Raw genomic sequence first — 17,996 nt, forward strand, 5'->3', positions numbered from 1 at the left:
CCATGCGGCGGGCGGAGTTCTTCGATGGCTGAAACCCCCAGAGTCCCCGTTCCCCCCCAGGTGCGCCGGGTCTCCGTGCAACAGCGCCTGAGCGCGCTGGAGGCGGAGCAGAACCAGTTGCGCCAGGAGCTCGTCTCGCTGCAGGGCGAGGTCCGCCTGCCCGGTCTCTACCTGACCGTGGAGGCAGGCAACACGACCGCGCTCGTGCCCGCGAAGCAGGTGCAGGAGGTGGTGCGGCTGGTGGCGTTGGATCCGCTGCCCGGCGCGCCGGTGCACGTGTCCGGTTCCTTCGTCTACCGGGGCAGCCCGGCGGTGGTGGTGGACGTGGCGCGCCTCTTGGGCGTGAAGCGCACGCCGGATCTGGACTCGCTGCTGGTGGTGGTGGACGCGGGCCGCATGGTGGCGCTGCTGGTGGACCGCGTGAAGGACCTGGTGGAGACGCCGGTGCTGGTGGATGGCACGCCGGGCGGCGAGGAGAAGATGCCCTGGGATGGCACCGGGCTGATGGCCGGGCTGTGCCGCACGCCGGAGGGGCTGCGTCCGCTGCTCCGCACGAGCGCGCTGCTGAACGGCACGGAGGGCCTGTGAGCGACGGGCTTCTCGACGACGCAACGCTCGCGAAGGTCGAGGAGGTGCTCCAGGGCGCCTGCGGCCTGACGCTCGCGAGCAGCCTGCGTCGCTCGCTGGAGCCCGCGCTGGCCCGCGCCGCGCTGTCGCGCAACCTGTCCGGAGTGGCCTTCCTGCGTCAGCTGCTGATGCGCGAGCCGACGGCGGTGGAGGCCTTCATCGAGCACGCCGTCATCGGCGAGACGTACTTCTTCCGCCACCCGGAACACCTGCGCGCGCTGGCGTCGCGGGCGAAGGCGCACCAGGGCGGCCCGTTCCACGTCTGGAGCGCGGGCTGCGCGAGCGGCGAGGAGCCCTACAGCATCGCCATGGCGCTGATGGCCGCGGGCCTGGGCAACGGCGGGCGCTTCCGCGTGCTGGCGACGGACGTGTCCGGCCGCGCCCTGCAGCGCGCGAAGGCCGGCGTGTACAGCCCCTGGTCGCTGCGGCGCATCGAGCCGGAGCTGGAGAAGCGCTTCCTGGTGACGCACCCCGGCGCGTCGGGACAGGACGCGCAGCACACCGTCGCGCAGGAGGTCGTGCGCTCGGTGGACTTCCGCCGCCACAACCTGGCCACGGACGCGGTGCCGTCCATGGGCTTCCACGCCATCTTCTGCCGCAACGTCCTCATCTACTTCACGCCGGAGCTGGTGCGCGCGGTGCTGAGCCGGCTGGTGGGCGCGCTCGCGCCGGGCGGGCTGCTCTTCGTGTCGCCCGCGGAGGTGCCGCTCACCAACGGGATGGGGCTGGAGACGCTGGACGTGGACGGCACGCCCGTCCTGCGCCTGCCGCTGGATCCGTGGCTCGCCGGTGAGACCGCGGCCGCGTCTTCACGCCAGGACGCGCCGGGGGCCCTGGCCGCCACGCTCCGCCGTGAGACGCCGGTGCCGGGCAGCCTGCGCCTGGAGCCCCGCCGCCCCAGCCCCACACCGGTGCCGGGCAGCCTGCGCCTGGAGCCCCTGCGTCCCACGCCCGGGCCCATGCCGGCCTACGTGCCTCGGACGTCCCGGCCGGCTCCGGCCCCGGCTCCGGAGACGCCCCGGGCTCCGGCCCCGGAGACGCCCGCCGCGCGCGCGGCCCAGGACGCGGGCCTGCTGACGCGGGCCCTGGAGGCGGCGCACGCGGGCCACTTCGAGGAAGCGGAGGCGCTGGCGCGCGAGGCGGCCCGGGCGCTGTCCCCGGAGGCGTACCTGCTGCTGGCGATGGTGGCCGAGTCGCGCAACGACCTGTACGCGGCGGTGGAGGCGGTGCGCAAGGCGCTGTACCTGGAGCCGCAGCTGGCGCTGGGACATGCGACGCTGGTGGCGCTCTACAGCCGCCTGGACCGGCGTGAGGACGCGGAGCGGGCGAGGCAGAACGCGCTGCGCGCGCTGGATGGATTGGATGACGAGCACCCGCTGCGAGGCGTGGAGACGACGATGACGGCGGGAGGCTTGCGGCAGGCGCTGGCTCCCCGTCCTTCGCAGATGGGCTGGCAGGGCGCGCGCTGACCCCTTGGGGCGCGCCGGTACACGTGAGGTGGGGACAACGTGGAAGCGAAAGGTTTGAAGATGGCGTCGCCTGAAGGGGCGGATTCGACCAGGCTCAGCCTGCGGACGAAGATCCTCGGGGGCACGGGCATCTTCGGCATCGTGCTGGTCGGCATCCTGACCTTCGCGTTCTGGATGCAGATGAGCGACAGCCTGCTGGACGAGCTCACCAAGCGCGCGCGCGCGGTGGGCATCGGCATGGCGTTCGCGGTGGCCCCGTCCGCGGCGGCGGGGGACGCGGCCATGCTCCAGGAGGGCACCGACGCGGCCCTCAAGAGCGTGGCCGACCTCGCGTACATCGTGATCCGCGACCCGAGCGGCAAGGTGCTGGCGCGCTCCGCGCACGAGCACTTCGCGACCGCCGCCGCCGTGGAGCCCGCCGACGGCGACGGGGTGGTGGACCGCCTGCTGACCGTGGGCACGCTGCCCGTGGTGGAGACGACGGCGCCCATCGTCTTCGGGGTGCCGGGCGGCTCGCTCAAGCGCGTGGGCACCGTGCAACTCGCGCTGGACCGCGAGGCGCTGGCGGAGTCGCTGTCCTCCAGCACCTGGCGCACCGCGGGCCTGGGCCTGCTGGTGCTGGTGCTGGGCCTCTTGGCGGCGGCCGGCATGGCCAGCCTCTTCATCGTCCCGCTGGAGCGGCTGGCCCGCGCGGCGGTGGGCATCGCGGCGGGCGACCTGCGCCAGCAGATCGACACCACCGGCACGGACGAGATTGGCGAGCTGGCGCGCAGCTTCGCCACCATGGCGGACGCGCTGGTGCACCTGCTGCACGACCTGCGCGGCGCGGCCACGGACCTGGAGCACGAGGCCGCGGGCGTGCTGGCCACGTCCACGCAGCAGTCCGCGATGGCGCACCAGCAGGCGTCCGCCATCAACGAGACCAGCACCACGGTGGCGGAGATCGCCCAGACCTCCAAGCAGGCGACCTCCTACGCGGACGCGGTCATCGCGCAGACGCAGAAGTCGGAATCGCTCAGCGCCCAGGGCCAGAAGGTCGTCACGGAGAGCGTGGAGGGCATGGAGAAGCTGGGTGAGCAGGTGAAGGCCATTGCCCTGGCCATCACCGACCTGAACGAGCGCACGCTGCAGATCAGCGACATCATCGGACAGGTGAAGGACGTGGCCGAGCAGTCCAACCTGCTGGCCCTCAACGCCTCCATCGAGGCGGCGAAGGCGGGCGAGCACGGGCGGGGCTTCGCGGTGGTGGCCACGGAGATGCGCACGCTGGCGGAGCAGTCCCGCATGGCGGCCGACCAGGTGCGCGTGCTGCTGGGTGAGGTGCAGAAGGGCACTCGCGTGGCCGTCACCACGACGGACGAGGGCAGCCGGCGCGCCCAGGCTGCGATGGAGCTTGCGCGCGGCGCGGGCTCCACCATCCTGGGGCTGTCGGAGGTCATCCGCGAGTCGTCCGGGGCGGCCCGGCAGATCGCGGGCAACACGCGGCAGCAGACCATCGGCGTGGAGCAGATCGCCACGGCGATGGGCGAATTGACGTCCGCCATGAGTGATTCGGTGGAGGGAACCCGGCGGATTGAACAGGTGGCCGGCAACCTCTCCATCTTGTCGAAGCGCTTCTCTGAACTTGTAGGCAGGTACCAGCTATGAACAGCAACGTGACGGGTGGGGCACGCAAGGCGGCGAAGGTGCTCATCGTGGAGGACACGAAGACCATCACCAACCTCCTGCAGGTCTACCTGATGGGGTGGGGGCTGGACTTCATGGACGCGCCCAACGGCGCGGTGGGACTCAAGCGGGCGCGCGAGCAGAAGCCGGACCTCATCATCTCCGACGTGCAGATGCCGGAGATGGACGGCTTCGCGCTGTGCGCGGCCATCCGGGCGGACTCGAAGCTGCACGACACGCCGTTCATGCTGCTCACGTCGCTGAAGGACGACGCCAGCCGGCAGAAGGGCAAGCTCGTCGGCGCGAGCGCCTTCCTCAACAAGCCGGTGTCCGTGGACGACCTGCGCTCCAAGGTGCGGGACATCCTCAAGCTGCCGGCCACGAAGTACTGATCCGCCCATGGCTACCGAAGACCGCAAGCTGCTGCCCATCGACTTCGACGAGCTGAAGGCCTCGCTCGACGCGGCCCAGATGCTGCTTGAAGGCGCCACGGTGGTGAGCGCCCACAAGCGGCGCGAGGTGCTGCACCAGCGCGCGGTGGCGCTGGCGAACTCTCGCCATGAAGTGCGCCAGGAGGTCGTCACGGTGCTCGCCTTCCAGGTGGGCGGCGAGCGCTACGCGGTGAAGATCGACTTCGTGGACCACGTGCTGGAGTCGCGCGGGATGTGCTCGCTGCCCGGGGCGCCGCGCCACGTGCTGGGGGCGCTGCTGTCGCGCTCGCGCATCGTGCCGGTGCTGGACCTGCGGCAGCTCCTGGGGCTGGAGGGCGGCGGCATGTCCGACCTGAGCAAGGTCGTGGTGGTGGAAGTGGAGGACGAAGCGTTCGGGTTGGCGGCGGAGGTCGTGGACGGACGGCTGGAGTTGCCGCGCGCGGAGCTGTCCCAGCCGCCGCCGGGCCCGTTCCTGTTCCTGACGCCGGACCGGCTCACGGTGCTGGACCTCACACAGCTGGGCAACCCGGCGGCCGCTCGGCGCGGCTAGAGGGGACTGGGTTTCATGGATCCGCAGTTGCTGCGCAGCATCTGGCCGGTGTTCGCCGCGGAGACGCGCGAGCAGATTCAGGCCATCGGGTCGAAGGTGCTGGGGCTGGAGCAGCCGGCCTCCGCGCGCGAGCCGGACCTGCTGCCGTCCCTCAAGCGCGTGGTGCACAGCCTCAAGGGCTCCGCGGCCAGCCTGGGGCTGGACGACATTGAACGCATCGTCCACGCCATCGAGGACGGGCTGTCCCACGTGGACGTGGATCAGCCCATCTCCCGGGGCTCCGTGGAGGCGATGCTGCGGGGCCTGTCCGCCATCGAGAACGCCCTCAACCGGGGCGACGCGGGGGAGCAACCCGTGGTGGACGGCGTGGCCTCGCTGCTCCGGGCCCTGGGCCACGAGGCGCCGGCGGCTCCTTCCGCCGACGACGCCGCGGGCGCGGGCCCGCTGGGCGAGGACGGGCTGAAGGCGCTGGTCGCGCTGGAGTCGGCGCTGAGCAAGCTGGTGTCCCCCAAGGTGGAGGACCGGGCGGGCGCGGTGCGCGCGGCGGTGGACCAGGCGCACGCCCTGCGCCACAGCGCGGAGGCCGTCCAGGCGGACCAGGTGGCGGCGCTGGCGGAGGCCGCGGCGCTGGGCTTCACGCGCATGGAGGAGGGCGGGGACGCGGCGGGACAGGCGGCGTCGGAGGTGGCGGGCGCGCTGGTGGACCTGCGCATGGCGCTGGGCGTGGTGGAGGACGCCGGGGCGGTGCGGGAACCCGAGCCCGCGAAGCCGGCTCCTGCCCCCGCCGCGAAGCCCGCGGCGCGCGCCACGGCCTCGGCGCCGGAGGGGCGCAACGGTTCGGTGGACCGCGCGGTGCGCGTGTCGGTGAAGACGCTGGACTCGCTGGCGCTCCAGGTGGAGCACCTGGTGTCGGGGCGTTCCCAGCAGGGCCGGCGCACGGAGGGCTTCCGCTCGCTGACGGACCAGGCGCACGAAGTGCTGCTGCACCTGGAGCGCGCCGCGTCGCAGTTGGCCATGTCCGGCGGCGGACCCGCGCTGGAGCCGCTGCGCACGGGCGTGGGTCTGATGCGCACGATGCAGAAGCGCCTCTTGGAGCACGCGAAGGAGGCGCACCGCGACGGCGAGCAGCAGTCGCTGGTGGCGCAGGTCATCCGCGACGACCTGCGCGACCTGCGCATGGTGCCGGCCTCGCAGGTGCTGGAGCCCCTGCGGCGCACGGTGCGCGAGACGGCGTCCCGGCTGGGCAAGGAGGTGGCGCTGGAGCTGGGCGGCACCGACGTGCGGCTGGACCGGCGCATCGTGGACGCGCTGAAGGATCCGCTGGTGCACCTGGTGCGCAACGCCATCGACCACGGGCTGGAGATGCCCGCGGTGCGCAAGGCGGCGGGCAAGCCGGAGACGGGCCGGCTGTCGGTGCGGGTGGAGGCGCGGGGCACGCGCATCGGCGTCATCGTGGAGGACGACGGCGGGGGCCTGGACCCCGTGCGCGTGCGCGCGACGGCGGTGCGCCGGGGCCTGATGAACCAGGAGGCGGCGGACAAGCTGACGGACGCGCAGGCCGCGCGGCTCATCTTCCAGCCGGGCTTCTCCACGCGGGACGAGGTCACGTCCACGTCGGGGCGTGGCGTCGGGCTGGACGTGGTGCTGGCCACCGCGCAGCGGCTGCAGGGCAGCGCGGACGTGGAGTACACGCCGGGCAAGGGCACGCGCTTCATCGTGGACCTGCCGCTGACGCTGGCCGCGGCGCTGGGCCTGCTGGTGCGCACCGGCACCACCGTCACCGCGATTCCCTCCGACACCGTGAAGCGCGTGCTGCGTCTGGACGCGGACGACGTGGGCACGGTGGCGGGGCGCGTGGTGGCGCGGCTGGACGGCGAGCAGCTCACGTTCCTGTCGCTCTCGGAGGCCATCGGCCTGCCGCGCATGCCGCTCGCGCTGGAGTCCGGCCGGCGGCAGACCGCGGTGCTGCTGTCGCTCGGTGAAGAGCGCGTGCTGTACGCCATCGACGAGGTGGTGGGGCAGCAGGAGCTGGTGGTCCGCTCCCTGGGCAAGCACCTGCGGGAGGTGACGCACCTGGCGGGCGCGGCGGTGCTGGACGACGGCCGCGTGGTGCCGGTGCTCAACGCGCCGGAGCTCTTGCGCGCGGCCAAGCCGGACACGCGCGCCGCCGTGGGCGAATCCAAGATGCCGCGCATCCTGGTGTGCGACGACTCGCTCACCACGCGCTTCGCGATGAAGTCCCTGCTGGAGATCGCCGGCTACCCGGTGGTGACGGCGTCGGACGGCGAGGAGGCGTGGCAGGTGCTGGAGCGCGTGCACTGCCACCTGGTGGTCAGCGACTGGCAGATGCCCCGGCTGGACGGCGTGGGCCTGGCGCGCAGAATCAAGGGCCACCCCATGTTCCGGCGCACGCCCATCATCCTGGTCACGTCGCTGGACAGCAACGAGGACCGCGCGGCCGGCCTGGAGGCGGGCGCGGACGGCTACCTGGTCAAGCGCGAGGTGGAGCGCGGCAAGCTCCTGGAGCTCGTGCGCCAGCTGCTGCCCGGCTCCGCATGAGGCAGGGCAGGGCGGCTTGAAACGACGACGCCCCGTCCTTCGCCTGGTGCGAGGGACAGGGCGTCTTTTCGTTCCGGCCGCGGCGCGCGCTTAGCGCGGGCGGACCCACGCCTTGGGCCAGTCGTCGAACTCGGTGACCTCCTGGTCGTCCACGAGCAGCGTGTACATGGACTCTTCCGGGAAGTCGCCGATGCGCAGGCGCAGCTCCTTGCCCTCCGCCTTGGTGCGCAGCGGGTGGAGCGGGTCCGACGTCTTCACCCATTCCAGCTTCTGCTTCATCAGTTGATCAGCGGTCATAGCTTTGCCTGCGGCTTGGCGTAGATGTTGTCCACGGCCTGGTTGGTGCGCTGCGAGCTGTTGATGATCTTGTCGTACGCCTGCGCCTCGCTCAAGCCACTCTTCTTGGCCTCACCGACGAGCTGGTCGAACGAGGGGCCGTCCAGCCGGCCGTACTTGAAGAAGTCGCGCGCCTTGAGCATCGCGGATTCAAACGTGCCCATGAACTGGCGCGCGTCCACGCGGGCCTTGTGACGGATTTCGTGGGCCGCCTTCGCGCGGTCCTCCAGCGATGCGCCCTGCGCCTTGAGCTTCGCGTCGTTCGCGGGGATGCCGGCGATCTGCTGCTTGTACCAGTTGCGGATCTCGCTGTTCGTCGTGGGCTTCTTCGCGCCGCTCGCCTGCGCGTTGTTCACGCTCGCCGCGCCTTCCGGATTGCGCGGGCGGGTGCGCGACGGGCTGCCGGTGGACACGTCGCTGGGAGGCCGCTGGGCCGTCGGCGGCGCCGAGTTCGACCGGGTCGGCTTCGTCGGCGTCGCGGACGACGTCGTGTTGGGCTTCGAATCCACGGAGTTGCGGCGCGGCGGCGTGCCAGGCAGCGCCGACTCGGACTTCGTGGAGCGCACGCTCGAGCTTCGGTTGAGCTTCATGGGGGAGACCTTCAGGGGAGGGAAGGAAAACCGCTTTCCCTTTTATCGCATCGTTGGGTAGGCGAGTTGCGACCTGCGCCTACCTTTCGCGCGTCAGTCCGACGTCTCCTGCTTTCTCATACCCCTAACGGTGGGCGGGTACGGGAAAGGCGTCATCCCCCGGCAGCACCAGGGTGATGTCCAGGCGGGGCTCCATGGCCACGCGCAGCGTGCCTCCCAGGCGTCCCGCGAGCTGCCGGAGCACGGCCTCGCTTCGGGCCGTCAGGGCCGCGCCAGGGCACGCCTGGACGCGCAGGAGCCACTGGGAGGCCTCCAAGGCCGGGCCCAGGTGGACGTCCACGGCCACGGCGCCCGTGGTGCCCCGGGCCAGGGTGCGCGCCAGCAACTCCCAGTCCTCGCGGGCACCCCGCACCGGCACGGTGCGCTCCCCGGGCAGCGTCAGCGTGGGGGCGGCCCGTCCCCGTCCCTTCACGGGCGCGAAGGCCCGCTCCAGCACGGGGCGCAGGTCGTCCACGCCCGGCACGGGTGGCGCCAGGCGCCGGTCGATGAGGTCCTTCTGGTCCGCGGCGACCTTGGCGATCCGCTCCAGGTAGCGCTGCGCCTGCGGGCCCAGCGGTCCGCCGGTGCCCTTGATCATCATGTCCACGTAGCCCTTGATGACCATGAGCGGCGTCCGCAGGTCGTGCGCAGCTCGCGAGCGCCGCTTGTCCTGCGCCGCCACGGTGCGCTCCAGGCGCTGCTTCGCTTCCAGCAACCGGGCCTGCCGCGCGCCCTGGGCCACCTCGCGCGCGTGAGCGGCGAGCAGCGCCGGGGCGAACGCGCTGAAGCGCTTCACCACGCTGCGCTGCGACGTCGTCATGGGCGCGGGCCACAGCTCCAACACGGAGGGCCGCTTCGATTCAGCCGCGCGACGGGCGGGGACGGTCCCCACCTTCATCACGCACACGCGTCCTTCATAGAGGGCCGCGCCGGTCGCACCGGTCAGCCGCAAGGACGCCTTCAACAGAGCCTCCAGGCCCGCGCGCGTTCCTCCGCGCAGCGCCTGCTCGGCCACCGCCGTCAGCGTCGTTTCCATCCTGGCATCGAGGTCGTCCTCGATGCGCCGCCCCATCCAAGCCCCAGCCCGCACGCGCCAAGGAATGGCCATGCCTCCATGGAGGCGCAACGGCTCCAACGTGGAGCACTTCCTTTCCACGTCAGGCAGCAATCCTTTACCCACGGTGATCGGCACGAGCGGACATTTTTACCGCCGTACGGGCAGGTGCCTCGCGCCAAACCCCTGCTCTCACTGGGAAAAGGTTTTGGCCAGCCGCTTGCTATCAGCTTCCCACGTCAGGCAGGGCGGGAAGGGGCGGATGGGTACTCTCGATTACTACGCGACGATGGCTCGGATGGCGCCTGGGGCGCTCGCGAAGAGCGCGGTCCGCCGGGTCCAGGGCGTCGCTCGCAAGGCGCTCTACAGCCGCCGCGAGCAGGTGGACGAAGCGCAGCTGCTGGAGTCCTTCGGTGCCACGCGCGCCGAAGACCTGATCACGCTGGCCTTGGATCACCGCACCTCGCGGGCCTGGTGCGAGCTGTCGCAGCGCGAGTCCGCTCGCGCCGCCATCGAGAAGCTTCCGGGCGCGAAGGCGCGCACGCTGGAGCGCGCCGCGCGGGCGCTCCGTCAGGAGTGGGACGTCTTCGGCACGCCGGTGTCCTTCGGTGAGGGCAAGCCGGTGGACTGGTCCCTGGAGCCGGTGAGCGGCCGGCACTATCCGGTGGATCCCGTAGAGCGCATGCCGCTGCACGTGACCGGCATGGATCCGAAGTACCCGTGGGTGATGGGCCGGCTGGACAGCCTCGTGACCCTGGCCCAGGGCGCGTGGGTGGCGGACACCGAAGCGGAGCGCTCGCGCTTCGCCACGGCCTTCGTCGCGCAGACGCTGGACTTCCTGCAGGCCAACCCCGTGGGCATGGGCGTCCACTGGACGTGCTCCATGGAGATTGCCCTGCGCGCGGCGAACCTGGCGCAGGCGCTGGCGATGTTCGCGGACCGGCCCGAGGTGCGCCGTCCGGAGTTCCTGGTGCCCGTGCTGGGCGCGCTCGCGGAGCACTGCGCGTGGGTGGAGGCCCATCTGGAGGACACCAGCGCGGTGCCCAACAACCACCTGGTCTCCAACTACGTGGGGCTCGCGGTGACGGGCCTGCTGTTCCCGGAGCTGCCCGGTGCGCCGCGCCAGGTGGCGCTCGCGGCCAACGGCCTGCGCACGGAGATGGAGGCGCAGGTCCACCCCGAGGGCACGTCGTTCGAGGGCTCCATTCCCTACCACCGCCTGTCGGTGGAGCTGTTCACGCTGGCCTATGTCATCGCTCGCGGCGCGGGCGTGTCACTGGGGCCCGCGTACGAAGCGCGTCTGCGATTGATGTTCGTCGCGGCCCGCGCCTGGTCTTCCGAGAATGGCCTGGCGCCGCAGATTGGCGACAACGACAGCGGCCGTGTGTTCCCGTTCCAGGACCGGGAGGACGGCGATCATGGCTACCTCGCGGGGCTGGGGGCTGCGCTGTTCAACGACGCGGGGCTGGGCGGCGGCGTGTTTCCGGACGAGGCGGCGTGGCTCCTGGGCGACGCGGGCCTCGTGCGTTTCAACGCGCTGCCCGCGGCTGCCGCGCCCACGTCTGTAAGCTTTGCGGAAGGTGGCTTCCACATCTTGCGCGGTGAGGGTGTCGTGCTCACCGTCTCGGCCGGAAAACAGGGGCAGCGGGGCGTCGGAGGACATAGCCACAACGACAAGCTTTCCTTCGAGCTTCACCTCAACGGCCGTCCCGTCATCGTCGACCCCGGCACGGGTTCGTACACGCGGGATCCGGCGCTGCGCAACGCGATGCGGAGCACCGCGGCGCACAACACGCTTCAGGTGGATGGGGCCGAGCAGGCCCCGATGGATCCGGCGCGGCTCTTCGCGCTGCCGGAGGATGCCCGGGCTCGCGTCGTGGCCTTCCAGCCCGGCGCGAAGCATGACCGGCTGGTGGTGCGCCACGACGGCTACCGCCACCTGCCGGCCCCGGTAGGGATTGAGAGGACCTTCTTCCTCGACCGGCACGTGCGTGCGCTGGCGGTGGGGGACCGGCTCGTCGGAACGGGCCGTCATGAGGTGGTCGGACGTTTGCATCTGCCCGATGGGCAGGCGCGGTGGTGCAAGCCCGCGGCGGAAGTGCTGGCGCGGGCAGGGCGCGTGCAGGAGGGGCCGGAGGCCTTCGATGCGCGGGCTCTTGAGATTGGACCGGCGGATGCACCCGAGGGTTGGGTGCTCTTCGGGCGGGGGTTGGAGACCCAGCTCGTGCCGTCGAACTACTCGCCGGGTTACGGGCGCGTGGTGCCGGCGGTGTCGGTGGAGTTCCGGAGGCAGCTGACGCCTCCGGCTTGGTTGGGGTGGGTGTTCGTCTTCAGGTGATTGGTGTGGGTCGGGACGTGTGAGCCGGCGAGGCCGCACGTCAACTGCTGGGGAGTAACGACAATGCGCGTGATGGTTGGCAACCCGTTGCTGGGTCGGATTCAGAATCGGGAAGCGAAGGTGGGCGTGGTGGGTCTCGGGTACGTCGGTCTTCCGCTGGGCATGGCCTTCGCGGAAGCGGGCTTCCCGGTCACGGGGCTGGACGTCGACCAGCGCAAGATCGACAAGATCGCCAAGGGTGAGAGCTACATCAAGCACATCCCCAGCGCGCCGCTGGCGGAGCTCACCAACGCTGGCAAGCTCAAGGCGACCAACGACTTCGCGAAGGCCCGTGAGCTCGACTGCGTGGTCATCTGCGTGCCCACGCCGCTGACCGCGTCGCGTGAGCCGGACATGAGCTTCATCGTCGCGACGGGCGAGGCCCTGGCCCCGTACGTGCGCCCCGGCCAGCTCTTCATCCTGGAGTCCACCACCTACCCGGGCACGACCGAAGAGGTCCTCAAGCCCCTGCTGGAGAAGAACGGCCTCAAGGCGGGCGTGGACTTCTTCCTGGCCTTCAGCCCCGAGCGCGAGGACCCGGGCAACAAGGGCTTCAACACCAAGACGATTCCGAAGGTCGTCGGCGGCTACTCGCCCGCGTGCCTCGAGGTCGCCACGGCCCTCTACGGCAGCGCCCTGAAGGAAGTGGTGCCGGTGTCCTCCACCCGCGTGGCGGAGCTCGCCAAGCTGCTGGAGAACATCTACCGCTGCGTGAACATCGCCATGGTCAACGAGATGAAGATGCTCTGCGACCGCATGAACGTGGACGTCTGGGAGGTCATCCAGGCCGCCAGCACCAAGCCCTTCGGCTTCCAGCCGTTCTACCCGGGCCCCGGCCTGGGCGGGCACTGCATCCCCATCGACCCGTTCTACCTGACGTGGAAGGCCCGCGAGTTCGAGTTCCACACCAAGTTCATCGAGCTGGCCGGTGAGGTGAACTGGCAGATGCCCTACTACGTGGTGCAGCGCACGATGGAGGCGCTCAACCAGAACAAGAAGGTGCTCAACGGCGCCAAGGTCCTCTGCATCGGCGCGGCGTACAAGAAGGACATCGACGACCACCGCGAGTCCCCGTCGCTGCGCGTGATGACGCTCCTGAAGGAGAAGGGCGCGGACATCAGCTACCACGACCCGTTCGTGAAGGAGCTGCACAAGGGCCACGGCTTCAACATGGAGATGAAGTCCGTCCCGCTCGACCCTGAGACGCTGAACCAGTACGACGCGGTGATGATCCTCACCGACCACTCGCACATCGACTACAACGAGCTGGTCCAGCGCTCGAACATCGTCGTCGACACGCGCAACGCGACCAAGGCCGTCACCCAGGGCCGCGAGAAGATCATCAAGGCGTAACCCCGCTCCAGGAGCATGCGGGCAGGAGGGTCCTCGCTTCACGCCAAGGCGCGTGAGGGGAGGGCCCTCGCCTGTTTTTCGCTACAGTGCGCGGCCGTGCCTGGCCCATCCCGTCCCCTGTTCCCGCTGTTCGTGGCCGCGTCCCTCCTGATGGGCGCGGCGCCCGCGTCCGACCCTCGCGCCCAGCTCCTGGACGCGATGGGCGCGGAGCTCCAGCGCAACCAACAACAGCTCAAGGTGAACGGCCATGAGGCGCCGTACTTCCTGAGCTATGGCGTGAAGGACTACGAGTCGCGGCTGATCATCGCGCGCTACGGAGCGCTCTTCCAGGACGACGACTACCGCGAGCGCAAGCTGGGCGTGGACGTGCGCGTGGGCAGCTACGAGTACGACAGCTCCGTGGCGGACTCGTTGGACTTCGGCTTCAGCACCAGCAAGGGCTCCAGCTTCACCTCGCGCAAGGACGGGCCGCTGGACGACTCGCCGCTCGCGCTGCGCACGGCGCTGTGGCTCGTCACGGACGAGAAGTACAAGGCCGCGCTCTTCCAGTACCTGAAGAAGAAGGGCGAGGACGTCTACACGGTGGAGGACCCCAAGCGTCCCGCGTCCTTCTCCAAGGAGACGCCGGCCAGCTACGTGCAGCCGCCGGTGGCGTTCCCGTTCGACCGCGAGAAGTGGCGCAAGCTGGCGCGCGAGGTGTCCGCGCGCTTCAACGCGCACCCGGAGCTGTTCGACTCGGAGGTGCGCATCACCGCGGACAAGTCCACGCGGCTGTTCGTGTCCTCGGAGGGCACGCGCCTCATCACCGAGGAGACGCTGTACGCGCTCCACGTCTCCGCGGTGACGCGCGCGCCGGACGGGCAGCTGCTGGACAACTCGCGCAGCTTCTACCTGCCGACGGAAGCCGGGATGCCCGACGAGGCGCGAGTGCACGCGGCCGCGCAGAAGGTCATCGACGAGCTGCTCGCGCTGCGGCAGGCGCCGGCCATCACGCCGTACGCGGGACCGGCCATCCTGGCGCCGGAGGCCGCGGGCGTGCTCTTCCACGAGACGCTGGGCCACCGGTTGGAGGCGGACCGGCAGGACGGCGACACCGACGGCAAGACCTTCAAGGGACAGGAGGGCAAGCAGATCCTCCCGGCCTTCCTGTCGCTGCGGGATGATCCGTCCCGCCGCGAGGTGAACGGCGAACCGCTCAACGGCTACTACCTCTACGACGAGGAGGGCGTGAAGGCGCAGACGGTGAGCCTGGTGGAGAAGGGCGTGCTCAAGGGCTACCTGATGAGCCGCCACCCGGTGGAGGGCTTCCCCAAGTCCAACGGCCACGGGCGCGGGCAGGGCACGCTCCAGCCAGTGGCGCGCATGGCGAACCTCCTCGTGGACAGCTCGAAGCAGGTGAGCGACGCGGAGCTGAAGAAGCTGCTGATCGCGGAGGCGAAGCGGCAGGGCAAGCCGTACGGCCTCATCATCCGAGACATCACCGGCGGCAACACCAACACGTCCAGCTACGGCTACCAGGCCTTCAAGGGCGTGCCGCGCATGGTGTACCGCGTGGACGTGAAGACCGGAGAGGAGACGCTGGTGCGCGGCGTCGAAATCGTGGGCACGCCGCTGTCGTCGGTGAACCGCATCCTCGCCACGGGGCAGCGGCTGGGCGTGTTCAACGGCTTCTGCGGCGCGGAGAGCGGCAACGTGCCCGTGTCCACCGTGGCGCCCGCGGTGCTGCTCCAGGAGCTGGAGCTGCAGCGCACCATGGAGGGCAAGGACCGGCCGCCGCTGTTGCCCAGCCCGGCCGCCTCGTCGAAGCAGGCGGCCGGTGCGGACGCGAAGCGCTAGCCGACCTTCTTCAGCACCACGTAGCCGGCGGCGGGGATGTTCACCGGGGTGTTCCCGCCGTTGAGCGTGGCGCCGTAGTTGCCGAAGTTGCCGCCGCCGTACACCGCGGCGTCGCTGTTCAGCACTTCCTTCCACTGCCCGGGAGGCAGCGGCAGCGCGTAGCCCTCCAGGTTCTTCTTGTTGAGGCTGCCCACCACGAGGAACTCCTCGTTGCCCGACTTGCGCGTGAAGGCCATCACGCTGTCGTCGTTGTGGGTGTAGACGCGCTTGACCTCCGCGGCCGCGCTGAAGGCGTTGCTGCTGTTCCGCAGGCCGATGGCGTCCTTGTAGAAGGCGAAGGACTGCCGGCGGGTGACGTCCAGCATCGCGTCCTTGCGCTCGGAAGGAGGCAGGGCGGCCACTTCCGCGAACAGCTTCTTGTCGTCCGCGGAGAAAGCCTTGTACGCGCTGTCCTTCGCGCGCGCGTCCGGGGAGAGGTTGAAGAGGCGCTCGTAGGTGGCCTTGGTGGTGTCGTTGAACGTCACCTTGCCGAAGTCCACGTCCTTGCCCACGTCCTGCCAGCTCCAGTCGCTGTCCCAGGTGGAGGGGTTGCCCCACTTGAAGGAGTTCTGCGCGCCGAACTCGTCACCCTGGAAGAACATGGGGATGCCGGGGCCGGCCATGCCGATGCCGGCGGCGAAGCGGGCGGCGCCGCGCGACCAGTCGCCCGGGAAGTCGGTGGGGTCGGCGCCCTCCGCGGTGTCCAGGGTGCGCTCGGCGTTCCCCACCTCGTCGTGGTTGGAGATGATGGACAGCGCGTGCTTCCAGCCGTCCAGGCCGCGCGGGTTCGTCATCAGGTTCACGAACGCGTCCACGTCCGTCTTCATCCCGCGCGAGGCGGCCTGGATGAGGCCCGGCTTGCTGTTGTCACGCACCAGCCGGTGCTGGAACTCCGTGTACCACTGGGCGTCGAAGCCGCCGCCCGTGCCGTCGGACTTCGCCGGGCGCGAGATGTCCGGCTCGTAGTCGAACTGCTCCGCCACGGTCCACACGTCCGGGTTGATGAAGTGCACCTGGCGGTTGATCTCCCGGAGCATGTCCCAGCCGTCCTTGCCGCCCGTGCCCTTGATGGGCTCCGTGAAGTCGAAGCGCAGGCCGTCGAACTTCAGCTCGGCGATCTGCTGCACGGCGTGGTCCACGAAGAGCTGCTTCACCTGCGGCGTGTTGTACGCGGGCACGGCGCCCCACGGCGTGTCGCGCTGCTCGAACTTGCCGGGCTCCTTGGACCAGTTGAAGTAGGGGTTGCTGGGGCCGCCCACGTTCCACAGGCCGTTGTGGTCGCCGAAGACGTGGTTGTAGACGACGTCCGACACCACGTTGAGGCCCTTGCCGTGGGCCGCGTCGATGAAGCGCTTGAGGGCCTCGTCGCCCTCCACCCACTTGCCCGTCTCGTCCTCGAAGCCGAGCGAGCTCTCCGCGGCCAGGCTGTTCACGCCCAGGTAGCCCCAGTTGCGCGCGCCCTCCACCTCGTTGGTGGGCAGGAGCTCCAGCGTGGTGACGCCCAGCTCCTTGAAGTAATCCAGTTTCTTGATCAGGTCCTCCATGGTGGAGCGGTTCGCGTTGCCCGCCTGACCCAGGAAGCTGCCCGCGTGCAGCTGGTACACCACCCACTTCGACGGGTCCTTCTCACGCGGGACGTGGTCGTTCTTGAACTGGAACGCCGTGGGGTCGGTGAGGATGGAGCCGCGGAAGGACACGCCGCTGCCCTGGGTGATGACGTCGCTCCAGGGGTCGTTCTCCGAGGACGCCAGCCGCTCCGTGTCGGAGAGCTTGCCGTCGTTGTTCACGTCGTCGCGCAGGTGCAGCTTGCCCTGCGCGTCCTTGTCGAACACCTGGAACTCGTAGCGCAGGCCCGCGAGCTTGTCCGGGTCGTTGACGAGCGTGGTCCACGCGCCGCCGTGGTTCGTCATCTTGATGCGGCCGTCGTCGGTGACGTTTCGCGACCAGAAGTCGTTGGACTTGCCGCCGCGCAGCTTGTCGATGAGCGTGTCGTCGAACCTACCCAGGCGCTCCTGGAGCTGTGCCTTGTTGAGCGGGTTGCCGTCGCCGTCCTTGAGGACCAGGTACGCGCTGTCCGCGTCCTCGGCGTCGTCGATGTCGAAGCGCATCAGGCCGGTGGCGCCGGTGAAGTAGCGGTCCACCTCCTTGCCGCGCGTGGGGTCCAGGTAGAGCCGGTCCAGGCCGCGCTGCTCGCCCATCATCCGGCGCGCGTAGGGGTCCGGCCGGTCGCTCACGGCGCCCGTGGAGTCCACCACCTCGTAGACGTAGGCCTTGCCCTCCATCTGGTTCCACGCGCCCTTGGCCTGCGCGGTCCAGTTGCCGCCCTCGTCGCGCGCCATGGGGATGCGCTGCTCGCGGCCCTGCTTGTCCGTCACCTTCACCTGCACGGCGCGCGCATCCGGCGCCCAGAACTTGAAGTTCACGTCCTGGCCGGACTTCTGCGCGCCCATGGAGTGGTACGTCGTGGGCGAGTACGACGCGGTGGGCTTGGACAGGTCCAGCTTGAGGTTGCCCTCGCCCATCACCGCCCACTGGTCCTTGCCGGACGGGCCGTCCACGCTGACGCCCCACTCCCAGTTGCGGGCCAGGCCGTCGTCCGCCACCTTCACCGTGGCCTCGTACTTGCCGTTGCCCAGCGGCTTCATGGGGATGCCGCCGGAGGACCACTGCGCGTCGAAGCGGCCTGTCGCGTCCCAACTGCCCTTGAGCTTCGGGTTCGTGAGGTTCGCGTGCGGGCCCGCGTCGTACGTGAACGTGATGGTCCGCGTCGTCGGGTTGGCCACCGTCGCGCTGTTCTTCACGGCGGAGGTGGGCGCGGCGCCCAGGAGCGCGCTCGCGTTGGCGGACCGGGCCAGGTTGCCGGTGCCGGCCACCGGAGCCCGAGCGCCCGTGGCCGGGGTGGACTCGAAGCCGGACTGGTTGCGCTTCGCGGCGGCGGCCTTCGCGGCGGCGGCCTTCTGCTGCTCGGCCAGCTTCGCGGCGTCTACGGAGGAGGAGCCCGTGGTGGGGGACGAGGTGAGTTTCGGGCGGTTGATTTTCGAATCGGTCACGGGGGAGACCTCCGGCGGCCC

The 17,996-nt window shown here is 70.4% G+C and carries 13 protein-coding genes; 9 read left to right on the forward strand and 4 right to left on the reverse strand.

All coding sequences use genetic code 11. From position 1 onward, the window contains the following. Positions 1 to 24: 24 nt before the first annotated feature. The 6 genes from JYK02_RS29515 to JYK02_RS29540 are packed head-to-tail and all read left to right on the forward strand — an operon-like array spanning position 25 to position 7,301. Entirely contained in the window at positions 25 to 588 is a 564-nt protein-coding gene (locus JYK02_RS29515) for a chemotaxis protein CheW (RefSeq protein ID WP_207056010.1), read from the forward strand. Beyond that, positions 585 to 2,096: a CheR family methyltransferase gene (locus JYK02_RS40545; protein WP_207056011.1), complete on the forward strand. Its 1,512-nt coding sequence runs from the start codon at positions 585 to 587 to the stop codon at positions 2,094 to 2,096. Before JYK02_RS29515 ends, JYK02_RS40545 begins: the two co-directional genes overlap by 4 nt. A gap of 60 nt (positions 2,097 to 2,156) precedes the next feature. Further along, positions 2,157 to 3,743 carry a methyl-accepting chemotaxis protein gene (locus JYK02_RS29525; protein ID WP_207056012.1) on the forward strand — a complete coding sequence of 529 codons (1,587 nt, stop codon included), beginning with the start codon at positions 2,157 to 2,159 and terminating at the stop codon, positions 3,741 to 3,743. Further along, positions 3,740 to 4,153, forward strand: coding sequence for a response regulator (locus tag JYK02_RS29530; protein ID WP_120526595.1), 414 nt, complete (start codon positions 3,740 to 3,742; stop codon positions 4,151 to 4,153). The genes JYK02_RS29525 and JYK02_RS29530 overlap by 4 nt, the downstream gene beginning before the upstream one ends. A gap of 7 nt (positions 4,154 to 4,160) precedes the next feature. Then, positions 4,161 to 4,742, forward strand: a complete 582-nt coding sequence (locus JYK02_RS29535) for a chemotaxis protein CheW (protein WP_120526594.1) — start codon at positions 4,161 to 4,163, stop codon at positions 4,740 to 4,742. A gap of 15 nt (positions 4,743 to 4,757) precedes the next feature. Next, positions 4,758 to 7,301, forward strand: a complete 2,544-nt coding sequence (locus JYK02_RS29540; protein ID WP_207056013.1) for a hybrid sensor histidine kinase/response regulator — start codon at positions 4,758 to 4,760, stop codon at positions 7,299 to 7,301. A gap of 90 nt (positions 7,302 to 7,391) precedes the next feature. Here the strand turns inward: JYK02_RS29540 and JYK02_RS29545 are convergent, their stop codons facing one another. From JYK02_RS29545 to JYK02_RS29555, 3 genes are all read right to left on the reverse strand, one after another. Next, entirely contained in the window at positions 7,392 to 7,580 is a 189-nt protein-coding gene (locus JYK02_RS29545; RefSeq protein ID WP_199724589.1) for a hypothetical protein, read from the reverse strand. Between the two features lie 14 nt (positions 7,581 to 7,594). Continuing rightward, positions 7,595 to 8,227 carry a hypothetical protein gene (locus tag JYK02_RS29550; RefSeq protein WP_207056014.1) on the reverse strand — a complete coding sequence of 211 codons (633 nt, stop codon included), beginning with the start codon at positions 8,225 to 8,227 and terminating at the stop codon, positions 7,595 to 7,597. A gap of 124 nt (positions 8,228 to 8,351) precedes the next feature. Then, the gene (locus tag JYK02_RS29555; RefSeq protein ID WP_242589325.1) at positions 8,352 to 9,302 is read right to left on the reverse strand and encodes a histidine kinase dimerization/phospho-acceptor domain-containing protein; all 951 of its coding nucleotides are present in this window, start codon (positions 9,300 to 9,302) and stop codon (positions 8,352 to 8,354) included. A gap of 280 nt (positions 9,303 to 9,582) precedes the next feature. On the opposite strand from JYK02_RS29555, the gene JYK02_RS29560 reads away from it, so the two are divergent. From JYK02_RS29560 to JYK02_RS29570, 3 genes are all read left to right on the forward strand, one after another. After that, positions 9,583 to 11,658 (forward strand): heparinase II/III family protein, encoded by a 2,076-nt coding sequence (locus JYK02_RS29560; RefSeq protein WP_207056016.1) that lies wholly within the window; start codon positions 9,583 to 9,585, stop codon positions 11,656 to 11,658. 72 nt (positions 11,659 to 11,730) lie between these two features. Further along, on the forward strand, positions 11,731 to 13,050 hold the full coding sequence (locus JYK02_RS29565; protein ID WP_277991462.1) for a nucleotide sugar dehydrogenase: 1,320 nt from the start codon (positions 11,731 to 11,733) through the stop codon (positions 13,048 to 13,050). 150 nt (positions 13,051 to 13,200) lie between these two features. Then, positions 13,201 to 14,886 (forward strand): TldD/PmbA family protein, encoded by a 1,686-nt coding sequence (locus JYK02_RS29570; RefSeq protein WP_242589370.1) that lies wholly within the window; start codon positions 13,201 to 13,203, stop codon positions 14,884 to 14,886. Here JYK02_RS29570 and JYK02_RS29575 read toward each other — a convergent pair. Beyond that, on the reverse strand, positions 14,883 to 17,975 hold the full coding sequence (locus JYK02_RS29575) for an alpha amylase C-terminal domain-containing protein (RefSeq protein WP_207056019.1): 3,093 nt from the start codon (positions 17,973 to 17,975) through the stop codon (positions 14,883 to 14,885). The two genes, JYK02_RS29570 and JYK02_RS29575, sit on opposite strands and share 4 nt — an antisense overlap. Positions 17,976 to 17,996 lie beyond the last annotated feature (21 nt).

This window comes from Corallococcus macrosporus, from assembly GCF_017302985.1.
In the GTDB taxonomy this organism is placed as follows: Bacteria; Myxococcota; Myxococcia; order Myxococcales; family Myxococcaceae; genus Corallococcus; species Corallococcus macrosporus_A.